The sequence below is a fragment of the Candidatus Schmidhempelia bombi str. Bimp genome, assembly GCF_000471645.3.
In the GTDB taxonomy this organism is placed as follows: Bacteria; Pseudomonadota; Gammaproteobacteria; order Enterobacterales; family Orbaceae; genus Utexia; species Utexia bombi.
In genome coordinates this window covers 1-472 of the sequence record NZ_AWGA01000132.1, presented here as the reverse complement: position 1 = coordinate 472, position 472 = coordinate 1, and the positions used below count along the sequence as shown (strand labels likewise).

General features: G+C 48.1%; 1 protein-coding gene. It reads left to right on the top strand.

Features of this window, described 5'->3' with window-relative positions; translation table 11 throughout:
- A partial coding sequence (gene vgrG / locus O970_RS09745; protein ID WP_133459500.1) for a type VI secretion system tip protein VgrG occupies window positions 1-472 on the top strand: 472 nt, incomplete at both ends.

The following is a 472-nucleotide window of genomic DNA, read 5'->3' as shown; positions in this document are numbered from 1 at the left end:
ATGCTTACCAGCTCAGCTTTACCGCCATTCCCTTTAATAGTTTAAAACCGTATCGCCCAGCCCCTATTGCTTGGCCGCAAATTAGCGGCACCTTACCTGCAAGGGTAACCAGTCCAGATAACGACACTTATGGTTATATCGACACCCAAGGGCGATACCGTGTAAAATTCAATTTTGACTTAAAAACGTGGAAAAAAGGCAACGAAAGCCTATGGATAAGGTTGGCTAGACCGTATGCGGGTGACCGTTATGGTTTTCACTTTCCACTGATTGATGGCACCGACGTTGCGATTGCCTTTATGGGCGGTAACCCAGACAGACCCTATATTGCCCACGCGATGCACGACAGCAGCCACCCTGACCTTGTCACGACAGCCAATAAACACCGCAATGTGATTCGCAGTGCGGCTAACAATAAATTGCGTATGGATGACAAACGGGGGCAAGAGCATATAAAGCTGGCAACCGAATA